Annotated in this window: 11 protein-coding genes; 5 read left to right on the forward strand and 6 right to left on the reverse strand. The window is 35.0% G+C overall.

Features of this window, described 5'->3' with window-relative positions; genetic code table 11:
- From V7024_RS16295 to V7024_RS16305, 3 genes are all read left to right on the forward strand, one after another.
- Positions 1–181 (forward strand): hypothetical protein (locus V7024_RS16295; RefSeq protein WP_335521795.1); only part of this gene is annotated, 181 nt, incomplete at its 5' end.
- The gene (locus tag V7024_RS16300; protein ID WP_335521796.1) at positions 174–1043 is read left to right on the forward strand and encodes an ABC transporter ATP-binding protein; all 870 of its coding nucleotides are present in this window, start codon (positions 174–176) and stop codon (positions 1041–1043) included. The genes V7024_RS16295 and V7024_RS16300, both read left to right, overlap by 8 nt.
- Positions 1033–1674: a hypothetical protein gene (locus tag V7024_RS16305; RefSeq protein WP_335521798.1), complete on the forward strand. Its 642-nt coding sequence runs from the start codon at positions 1033–1035 to the stop codon at positions 1672–1674. The genes V7024_RS16300 and V7024_RS16305 overlap by 11 nt, the downstream gene beginning before the upstream one ends.
- A gap of 290 nt (positions 1675–1964) precedes the next feature.
- Here the strand turns inward: V7024_RS16305 and V7024_RS16310 are convergent, their stop codons facing one another.
- The 4 genes from V7024_RS16310 to V7024_RS16325 all read right to left on the reverse strand — a co-directional run bounded on the left by V7024_RS16310 (position 1965) and on the right by V7024_RS16325 (position 7024).
- Positions 1965–2933 (reverse strand): carbohydrate kinase family protein, encoded by a 969-nt coding sequence (locus V7024_RS16310; protein WP_335521800.1) that lies wholly within the window; start codon positions 2931–2933, stop codon positions 1965–1967.
- A 15-nt stretch (positions 2934–2948) separates the two neighbouring features.
- Positions 2949–4421: a glycoside hydrolase family 32 protein gene (locus V7024_RS16315; protein WP_335521802.1), complete on the reverse strand. Its 1473-nt coding sequence runs from the start codon at positions 4419–4421 to the stop codon at positions 2949–2951.
- 66 nt (positions 4422–4487) lie between these two features.
- On the reverse strand, positions 4488–5936 hold the full coding sequence (locus V7024_RS16320; protein WP_335521805.1) for a sucrose-specific PTS transporter subunit IIBC: 1449 nt from the start codon (positions 5934–5936) through the stop codon (positions 4488–4490).
- Positions 5937–6040: 104 nt separating this feature from the next.
- Positions 6041–7024, reverse strand: coding sequence for a LacI family DNA-binding transcriptional regulator (locus tag V7024_RS16325; RefSeq protein ID WP_335521807.1), 984 nt, complete (start codon positions 7022–7024; stop codon positions 6041–6043).
- Between the two features lie 509 nt (positions 7025–7533).
- Here V7024_RS16325 and V7024_RS16330 point away from each other — a divergent pair.
- A complete protein-coding gene (locus tag V7024_RS16330) occupies positions 7534–8238 on the forward strand; it encodes a hypothetical protein (RefSeq protein WP_335521809.1) in 705 nt (234 codons plus the stop codon).
- Positions 8239–8414: 176 nt separating this feature from the next.
- Here the strand turns inward: V7024_RS16330 and V7024_RS16335 are convergent, their stop codons facing one another.
- Positions 8415–8891 (reverse strand): hypothetical protein, encoded by a 477-nt coding sequence (locus V7024_RS16335; RefSeq protein WP_335521811.1) that lies wholly within the window; start codon positions 8889–8891, stop codon positions 8415–8417.
- Between the two features lie 462 nt (positions 8892–9353).
- Here V7024_RS16335 and V7024_RS16340 point away from each other — a divergent pair, with 462 nt between their 5' ends.
- Positions 9354–9893 (forward strand): hypothetical protein, encoded by a 540-nt coding sequence (locus V7024_RS16340; protein ID WP_335521812.1) that lies wholly within the window; start codon positions 9354–9356, stop codon positions 9891–9893.
- A 484-nt stretch (positions 9894–10377) separates the two neighbouring features.
- Here V7024_RS16340 and V7024_RS16345 read toward each other — a convergent pair.
- Positions 10378–11312, reverse strand: a 935-nt coding sequence (locus V7024_RS16345) for a YhgE/Pip family protein (protein WP_335521814.1), incomplete at its 5' end; no start/stop codon positions are given.

Raw genomic sequence — 11312 nt, forward strand, 5'->3', positions numbered from 1 at the left:
AGAATTGAAAATTTTAGAAGAACTACTAAAATTTATAGAAAATAATGCTCAAAACACATTGATTCTTCGTAGTTTCTTTCAAGATTGGTTAAAAGAATTAAACAGCACCCAAAATATTACTTTTAATGATATACAAAATTTGATTATTAAAAGTGAAAAAAGGATGAATAAAAATGAATAAATTGTTAGTTGATAATATATCTAAAAATTATGGAAATAAAATAGCGCTAGAAGGATTATCTTTAGAACTTTCTAATGGTATTTTCGGATTACTTGGGCCAAATGGTGCAGGGAAAACAACATTGATGCGAATTTTAACAACGCTTACACCTCCGACAAAAGGAGAGATAACTTTAGGAAACATTAATTGGAACGAAGTTCAAAAAGTAAGAAATATTATTGGATATTTACCACAAAAATTTTCCCTTTATAAACATATAAAGGTACGTGAAGCGTTACTACACATAGCAACTTTAAAAGGAATTAAATATAACAAAGAAAAACAAGTTGATGAGTTATTAAAGAACGTAAACCTGATCGAACAACAATCAAAAAAAATTGGACAGTTATCAGGAGGAATGGTAAGAAGAGTGGGTATTGCACAAGCCATGTTAGGACAGCCTAAGCTGCTAATTGTGGATGAACCAACTGCAGGGCTTGATCCTGAAGAAAGAGTTAGATTTCGTAAATATCTTAGACAACTAGGAAGAGACTCGATAGTTATTATCTCTAGTCATATTGTTGAAGATATCGAAGCAACTTGCGAGAAAGTTGGTATTTTAGGAAAAGGGAAACTTTTATCATTTGGTAGCATTGAACAAATTGCAAATTTTGCAAAGAATGTAGTATGGGAGATTCATGCCGAAGATAAAGATTTTTATGATTTATCCGAAGAGTTAAATGTTATTTCAAGCTATAAACAAAATAATGGATATAAAATACGTTTTTTGGCTAATACTCCCCCTCAACATGCATATCCGTGTACACCAACTCTTGAGGATGGATTTTTATATTTGGTAAAGAAGCAATCACATGAAATGTAGATTGAATTTGTTATTTGATTGGAAATCAATGGGTTTTGTGGCTTATGCTCCTCTATTAATATTTATTTTTATATTTTATTATAATTCAACTGTTGAGAGTAATCTTCATATGATAATCCCAGTTTTGGAATATACAATCCCTGCTTTTTCAGCTTGGTGGAGCATTTTCTTATTACAAGATATTCTTGAAGAAGAAGGAACAGAATCTATTCTCAGTTATCCTGTTTCGAGATGGAATTTGGGATTTATTAGATTAAGCATATTTTTCTTAATATACGTTTTGTTAATTGCTAGTGTCATTTTTACTATACAATATCAAATTGAGAATAACATATTTTTTTCTTTATTATATCAGTTAAGTATAGAATCGTTTTTCTTTTCAGGTTTAGGATTTCTTAGTATGGTAATGACTACTAACTCAGGCTGGTCACTTGGAATAATTATTTTATATGTAAGTACACAAATATTAACTAAAGGAAGCTTTCTGCCTTTTACAAATATTTATCTTTTTAATGATAGAATCTTATCATTACCAAATCTACTAAACTGGAGTATAGCTGTATTAGTTATTAGCTGTCTATGTTGGTTGGGAGCACAAGTTATATTAAATCATTTCAAGAAGTTCTACTAACCCGATGAAGAAATTCATACAAAACGTCATCCTTTCTCATTTTTCTTGCGTAGAAAGAATGTAACTACTCAGTCACTCTATGAAAAACCGATAGAAAAGCATTTTTTTAAGTGGTCGAGAGGGACTGGCTATGTATAGTAGCGATCAGGACCTTTTCCTGCCACGCGCAAAGTTTTAAAACAAAGAATAGCTGAGTAGTTACTAAGTTTTGTACTTATCCTTGTAAGTGCATACATCGTCTTAAGAAGAATAAAGATAGTGGGAAGAAAATCCCCACTAATGAATTTAGCTCATCCTTGAAGCAGCTTGTAGATATCTTCTTTTACAGGAATAGAAGATATCGCTCCTTTTCCTGTTGTAGTAAGAGCCCCGCTTGCGTTTGCAAATGTTAATATCTCCTGCCAATGCATATGAAGCACCTCTTCTATATTTTGTTGCCTTACGTTTTTCTCTAACAATTTATATAAGAAACCGCCAATAAATGCGTCTCCTGCACCTGTTGTATCCTGCACTACAACACGATACCCCTTGGATTGATACTGTTTATCCTTCATATATAATGAAGCACCTTGCGCTCCTTTTGTATAAACTACAACTTTTACATCTCCTACAAACAAGGACTCAATCGCCTCTTTTGGATCAGAAATGCCCGTAATAAACTCCAGCTCTTCATCTGAAATTTTAACAATATGTGCAAGCGGAATAAATTCCAATATTGTTTTTCTACAATCCTCCGCATGTTTCCAAAGTGGGAGACGTACGTTAGGGTCGAAGCTGATAATCCCACCTTTTGCTTTCGCAGAGCGGATCGCCTTCATATGCGCATATTTCATCGGGCTTTCTACTAAATCGACAGAACAAAAATGAAGAATATCACCTTTTTCGAACCATCTTTCATCTACCTCATTTTCATGAAACAACAAATCTGCCGAAGGATTGCGATAAAAGGAAAAATCACGTTCTCCATCTTCGCGTAACGAGACGAAAGCTAGGCCTGTATTGGCTTCGTTCGTTCTTGTAACCTTGTCTGTATTTACGCCCACTTCTTGTAATTGTTCTAAAAGGAAATCACCAAATGCATCAGTTCCTAACTTTGTAAGCATATATGACTTTCCTCCGTACTTTGCAACTGCAGCTGCTACATTCGCAGGTGCTCCTCCAGGAACTCGTTGAAACTCTACTACATCTTTTAAAGCCTTTCCTTTTTGAATAGGAATGAAATCAATTAAAACTTCCCCGATTGCATATAAGCTCTTCATACATTCCACCTCTTCTTATTCATAATCCCATTTTGTTGCTTGGAAGGATACACTTCCTTCTTCCGCAAAAAAATAAATTTCTTTGCTGTCGGTTCTTGGAAATATACGACTGGTAAATACCTCTTCTCCATCATTTATAAAAATCTCAACAGAAGATGTATCTACAAATAAATGGAACTTAATCGTTTGTGCATCTACTGAACATTTTCTCTTTGTTCCATAAGATTCTCCCACAGCTTCTCCTGAATGTGTACGATCTAGTATTACTTTCCTCTCCACAGCATCATACTTAATTACTGTTCTCTCATTTTCACTCACTCGAAATGCAATTCCATATTCAGTTGCACTCTCATTTTTTAACTCACAAATCATCTCATATGCTGTTCCCGTAAATCCATCATACATTTTCTGTTCACTGCGAATCGTATCTTTTATTTTATATTGCTGTTTACGAAGTGCTTGAAGTTCCTTTATTGGACGTTGAATAAGCTTGTCTCCTCGAACAAGTAATTCTCTTGGTATCGTCAAACAATGCGCCCAATCGTTTTTATCAGTTGGATAACTTATTTCCGGCAATCCCATCCACCCAACTAAAATACTCCGCCCTTCTGAATTCACCATTGTTTGAGGAGCATAAAAATCAAATCCTCTGTCCAGCTCCTGGAAGAAACCATGAGACATGGATAATTGTTTCACATCCAGCTTGTCTCCAAGAATATATCCAGATTGATAAATGTTGTGATAGTGATCTCCTTTAGGTTTTAGACCTTGCGGGGAAAAAAGGAGAACTCCTCTGTCATGTAACTCGAAATAATCTGGGCATTCCCACATATAACCGAAATATTTCAAACTTGTTTGCAATTCTCCTTCATAGTTCCAATGTAGTAAATCAGGAGATTGATATAATACTACACATCCTGTTTCATCTTCTCGCTGCGCTCCAATAACCGCATAAAACATATTGTCTTTTTTCCAAACCTTCGGATCGCGAAAATGGTCTGTATACCCATTTGGAACTTCATGAATGACCGGCTGTTCTAACTTTTTAATGTTTCCTGTTTCATCCATGATCGCAATACATTGATAAGGTTTTCTCACCCATTTTTCATCACGAGTATTGCCGGTATAAAATAAATACAATTTCCCTTCATGCTCAATTGCACTTCCAGAATAAGCGCCGTGACTGTCATAATCATTTGTTGGTTCAATCCCTATACCTACATTTTCCCAATGAACAAGATCTTTTGATTTCGTATGATACCAATACTTTAAACCATGCACAGGGCCAAGCGGGAACCATTGGTAAAACAAATGGTATTCACCATTATAATAAGAAAATCCGTTCGGATCATTTAGCAAACCCGTTTCTGGCTGTATATGAAACGTTTGCCGCCAAGAACAATTATTTACTCTTGCTTGTAATTTCTGAATTTCTTCTGAGCTTACCTCCTCAATCCGGCGATAACGCTGTTTCCTTGTCCATACCATTTCTATCAAACTCCCTTAATAATATAGAGGAGAATGAAATCATCCTCCTCTATTCGTTACCATTAATTAAGCTGCCTCTTTTTGAGAAGAGTTGCTTCCCTTCTTTTCTGTTCTTTTTGCTAAAATAATCGTTACTGCAAAAGCAATGATAAAGGAAATTACCATTCCGATTACATAAGGAATAATGCAGTCTGGTCTAATTGAAATAATACCAGGTAAACCAGCAGCTCCTAATGAAATTGCTTTTACCTTGTAAAAAGTTATAAAAGCAGATGCAACTCCTGAACCTATAATAGCTCCTATAAACGGATATCTTAGTTTTAAATTGACCCCAAACATCGCTGGCTCTGTAATACCTAAAAGTGCTGAAATTCCCGCTGCTGACGCAACACCTTTCACTTTTTTATCTCGTGTAATAAGGAAGACTGCAAGCGTTGCTGCACCTTGGGCAACGTTAGACATTGTTGCAATTGCGAATATAAATGAACCGCCTGTTTTTGCAACATCAGCTAGTAATTGCGTTTCGACTGCAATAAAACTATGATGCATACCTGTAATCACTATTGGTGCATAAAGGAGCCCAAAGATCCCGCCACCAATAAATCCAGTTGTATCGTATAACCAAACGATTCCATCTGTTAACAGATTTCCCGCATAACGTGTAATTGGCCCTACTGCTGTAAATGTTAATAAACCTGTAATAAAAATCGTTAATAAAGGTGTAAGAAGATTATCAAGTGCTGTTGGAATTACTCTTCGTAAATATGTTTCTAATTTTGCTAGAATAAATGATGACACAAGAACTGGTAATACTGTACCTTGATATCCTACTTTTTCAATACTTATACCAAATATATGCCAAGCGGGTACTTTATCAGCTAGCAAAGCTGCTCCATATCCATATCCATTCAATAAATCAGGATGGACCATTAACATGCCTAGAGCTGCTCCAAGATAAGGATTCCCTCCAAATCGTTGTGTTGCCGAGAAACCAATTAAAATTGGTAAGAATACGAATGCTGCATTTGCAAATGTATTAATAAGTGCTGCTAAATCTGTTATTTGAGGATTTGCTTCTACTAATGATTTCCCTGCAATAAATAAATCTTTTGCTGTTAATAGATTATTAATCCCCATTAATAATCCGCCAGCTACGATAGCTGGAATAATAGGAACGAAAATATCTGAAAGCATTTTCACAAATTGTTGTAGCGGATTTAATTTCTTTGTTCCAGCAGCTTTCACATCTTTTGTAGACATCTCAGAAAGCTCTGTTAATTTCGCCAATTCTTTATACACTTCGTTTACAGTTCCTGAACCAATAATAACTTGAAACTGTCCACCCGTAGAAAAAGTTCCCTTCACCGTATCCATACTATCAAGTTTCTTTTGATCAACTTTTCCTTCATCATGTAACACTAAACGTAAGCGGGTTGAACAGTGTGCTGCTGCTGAAACATTCTCTTTACCGCCAATTGCTTCCAAAATTTCTTTTGCGATTTGATTGTAGTTCATAATGCTCCCCCTTTATTATAGTATTTTTTGGAACCGGTTCCAAATGTAAGTTAATGAAAAACCAGCCCTTTGGAACCGGTTTCAATTAGATTATATGACTGCTTTTATATATTGTCAACGCTTTCTCTTTCAATTATTTCATATTTTGATATTGAAATTTTCTCTATCTCTTCTTCATTTATGAGCTTTACAATATTTCTAGCTGCCCCTTGTCCAACTTCCTTGTAATAAAATTTCACAGTGGTTAAAGTGGGATGAATCACTCCTGTCACTTGATATCCACCAAACCCAGTAATAGATACATCTTCAGGTACTCGTAAACCTTTCATATATGCCGCCTTTAATGCACCGAGGGCAATGTTATCTGTTGCACACACTAAAATAGAAGGATGAAATTCTTCGATAATCTCCGATGCTGTTTGAATCGCGTCTTCGATATTAAAACTTGTTTCATAATATTTCACTTCACAATCCTCTTTTGTATCTATTGCTTTTTTAAACCCCTGCTTTCGGTTTACACCAACTGCAATGTCATGTTCTGTTACACCTAAATAACCGATTCTTCTATGTCCCTTTGTATGGATATATTCTCCTATATGATAAGCCGCCCCGTAATCATCATGAATGAAACTGTACACTTCATTATGCTGTTGTCCAACAAGTAATACTGGTATATCAATTTTGCGAAAAGCTTCTATATGCTGATCTGTAACTTGAGTAGCCAATACAATAATTCCTGCAACTTTTTGATTTGCCAATGTATAAATGCTTTCAATTTCTCGTTCTAAATCTTGGTTGGAATTGGATATTAACATTTGATAATTTAGTTCTTTCAACTGCTCATCAATGCCGATTAATGTTAACGATGAAGCATAGGAATCCAAACGTGGTACGATTGTACCAATAATATTTGTTTTCTTTGCCTTTAAACTTTGAGCAAACGTATTTGGAACATATCCTGTTTCTTGAATCGCACGCTTAATTTTCTCTTTTGTCACATCACTAACAGAACCGCCATTCAAATAGCGAGAAACTGTACTCTTTGCAACCCCCGCTATTTGAGCGATATCAGAAATTGTTTTTTTCATTCTTTCATCTCCATCTTCATATACGATTGTTAATCATATCATCTGTTTTTATTCTAGTCTCCTATGTTGAAAAATAAAAGTTATATATCACTTTCTATATAAATCCAAATATAAAAACCGACATAAAACTATTCTTTTTCGGTGGGCGAGAGCATCTGGCCATACATAGAAGCGGTCAGTACCCTTGCCTGCCACATGCAATGTAAAACAAAGGGAGAAAGCAAGTGCAGGTTCCTTTTCTTCTGCATAGCCGCAATCTAGATGTCGAAAAATGAAAATGAATTCATATACTGACAAAGCGCCTATATACGAGAGTGCCTTAACGCTCATCAAGGTTTAAAACAAAATGAAAAAACAAGTACAAAGCACATCCGCATTCCCACACTCCGAAAACCAAACCTTACAATTTTGTAAGGTTAATGTAATAATCAGGAATTGTTCCTGATTTATGTTTTTCTGTAAAATAATAGATACAAAGGTTATTCAAATTATTTTCAGGGGGAACAATCGTGAAAAAGGGCATCATCGTACTAGTAATCTTATACATATTCTTAACTGTACAAACAATCTCTTCACTTTTTGGAAAGGAACATTATAATGATGCTGTAAACAAATTAAAAGAAACAAAAGAAGTAACCTCCTTTCAAACAGCGAAAGACGGTGTAATCCTATTAAAGGGGAACATCACGGCTGAACAGCCAGTTACAGATGAAACAAAAGTAAATAAAGAATTTGCCTTACTCGAAAAAAAATCTTATAGAAGAAAAAAAGCAAGTTGGAAAACTACAGATACAGAAAAGCATATTCCTGCGCACCTTTCTGTAAATGGTGAGTCACTTCCTACTCTAAAAGAAAAAGAAGTTCGCTTGGCAATCGAGCCGATTCCACTTTCTTCACAAGACGTTACGACAACTGAGGATTACACATTAAAAAAAGACGATACACAATTAACGATACATAGTAAAGGCTATCGCTATCACGGGATTGAAAATAACACGGTAGCTCTCATTTTTGGAGTTAAAAAAGGAAACACACTTGAAGGCTATAATGGTTCTGAAATTATAGTAGGAAAAACGAAAGAAGAAATCACAAAAAATATGAAAATGAAAACACTCTTCGAAAAATATGCACCATTTGCTTGGCTCATTTTCACACTTATCCTTGTTAGTTACGGTATACATCGTTCTCGTAAAAAGAAAAGGCTTTTCTCATAAATTGTTGTTTTTTGCGATAAAAATAAGACCTCGGATCAAATCGAGGTCTTATTTATTATATGAACTATAGCGATATTAATCTTCATCACGATTTCCAACTTTAAACAACAATCCAAATAAATGCACAAGATAGAATCCGGAAATCAGCTTCGCGAATGTAAATATTTACTGAAATTTTATTTTTTGCGCACATTCGCATTTAGAATATTTTTGCATTTCCTGATAGTTTGTTTGATTTGCTGATTTTCAAAAAAATAAACCTCTGTACCTGACCAAATAAAAACCCAACACACAATGCTTAATACTCCTGCAATATAGGCATGACTGCTTGAAAGCTTCAAGTATAACACCCCAACGATAATACCAACCACAAACAAAGCAATAGCCTTTTTGACATTTCTAGCATATATATATTCCTCTTCATCCAAGAGATTAGAAAAAGTATTCAATGTGGCAGTCTTCAATGACTTTTCGTCAAAATCATTCTGACCGAAAAAAGATATTTCTATGTCTCTTCTTTTGCCACTGTGCAGCTTTGACAAAAGAAAATCTTCAAGGTCAGAGCTTAGGTGAACATCATCTGGGCTATAATATCTTGAAAACGGAGTATCCGTTTCATCTAAATAGATATTTATACTTAATTCATCTTTCATGTTAACCCTCCTTTGAATCCAATTTACTATGTATATAAGTTAAAAAACGACATAAAAACTCCTTTCCTTTTGGGGAGACGAGAGCATCTGGCCATGCATAGAAGCGGTCAAGGCCCTTTCCTGCCACATGCGAGGTTTAAAACAAAACAAAACAAAGGAGAAAGCCAGTAGCGGTCATCGAAAAATGAAAATGGATGTATATAGTTGAAAGTCAACCTTTTATCAGTATGGTCAAGATCGTAACAATTCTTACGAAAACAGCGAAAGAAAAAAATAGCATCATATAATAAAAAATTATCTGTCATTTTTTTATCAACAAAAACCGAATATCAAAAATCCTTGAGATAAAAGAAACTTTCAAAAATGTAACTATGTGAATTAAATATCACTACTTCAAGCACAAAATTTTGGAAGATAAAATCAAGTTGAAATAACATTTTCAAAATACAGGAGGTCTTTAACATGAGTAAACTGAAAAAATTTGCAGGAATCGCATTCGCAGGTGCTATCGGATTAAGTACAATTTCTATCCCTCACGTTAGCGCAGAAGAAAAATCTATTACTAACTACAACCAAGAAAAAGTTGCTTTTAATGAGACATTTCATTTATCTATGGAAAATCAACAGAATACTAGTTTAAAACTTGCAGCTAGCGCTAATTTAAATGTTAATGTTGATGTCCTAGGTATCGCTGATAGAATTAGAGATGCTGTCAATGCTAACGCTAACCGTTCCGGATTTGTAAAAAATGTAATGGAATCAACTTTTTACTCAGCAGGTCAGCGATATAATGTAATGGTTTTTAATTTAAATCAAGGGTATGTTGAACAATTTAGAGGAGTTAAATTTTATGGTTCAACAAATTATAATGGAACAATTTACGGCATATGGGTGTTTGAAGACGGTGAATTCACCAATGAAGGAGATGGTGGATGGATTAACTGGGCATTTAAAGGTTGGTTTGATCGCAATGATAAGCATGTAAAATTTTATCGCCCATAATGTAATTCCATTCCCTTTGGATACAATCCAAGGGGAATTTTCATAAACAAAGAAATTTGATGAAACAAGTCTTGGAAAGAGGAACACTTTTTTCAGTTCGAAGCATCCTTTTCACATGAAAGAGCAGTGCATGATAGGCTGAACTGTCTTGCAAATTCCCTTATATAAGATCATCTCATACCTAGTAATCATACATATTAACAAAGAGATAACATGTATGCTATATATCCATTTTAAATTTTCGACATATAAGTCGTTGCTATGTAGAATACAACATGACCGCTACTTGCTTTCTCCTTTTGTTTTAAACCTTGCATGTGGCAGGAAAAGGCCTTGACCGTTTCTATGCATGGCCAGATGCTCTCGCCCGCCTAAAAAGAAAGAGGTCTTTTATGTCGATTTTTTAATTTGTATTTATATAGATACAACTCACTTTCCATAAAATAAAAAATCCTAAAGGCTACAAGCCTTTAGGATTTATCAATTATTCTGCTTCAGAAAACTTTCCATATTGACGCTTATGCATCCAAGTTAATGTACCAATTGTTCCAAGTGATAACAGAACAATAAAGATCATTAAAATGCCTGCGCTTTGCCACATAAAGCTGAAGTCTCCGCTTGAAACAACCGCTTTAAATCCTGATACAGAATATGTCATTGGGAACCATGCGTTAAAGATTTGCAGCGGTTTCGGAATTAACTCAAGTGGGAATGTACCTGCACTTGTTGTTAATTGTAAAATCAATGTCAAGATCGCAACAAAGCGCCCTGCATCGCCGAAAGTCGTTACTAAAAATTGAACTAACGCAATAAAAGATAAGCTTGTAATGATACTAAACAATATGAAATATGGAACACTTTGTACTTCAACACCTAACCAAAGCAGTAATACTGCATCTGCCACAAGTGCTTGAATGATACCAACAGCAAGTAGGACACCAAATTTACTAATAAACCAGCTAAATCCTGATTTCGGTACCCCTACTGTTTCACGTAATGGGAACACGATAGATAATAACAGTGCCCCAACGAATAAACCAAGAGATAAGAAGTACGGTGTAAAGCCTGTTCCGTAGTTTGGAACTTCTGCCACTTTCTCAGTTTTCACTTTCACCGGACTAGCGAACATATCATATTTGTTCTCGTCACCTTTTGTTTCACTTGTTTTCTCAGCACCTTCGCCAAGTTTTGTTGCTAGTTCTTTTGAACCGTCTGTTATTTTTCCAGAACCGTCTTTTAAACTAGTTAGCCCACTTTGGAAATCTCCTTTTGGATCTACGAATTGACCTAGGCCTCCTGTGATTTGCTGAGAACCATTTAATAACTTACCTAAATTCGTTTGTAATTCTCCTTTTGGATCTACAAATTGACCTAGGCCTCCTGTGATTTGTTGTGAACCAGCATATAAAGCATTTACTC

Source organism: Bacillus sp. JJ864 (assembly GCF_036963045.1).
Classification (GTDB): Bacteria; Bacillota; Bacilli; order Bacillales; family Bacillaceae_G; genus Bacillus_A; species Bacillus_A pseudomycoides_C.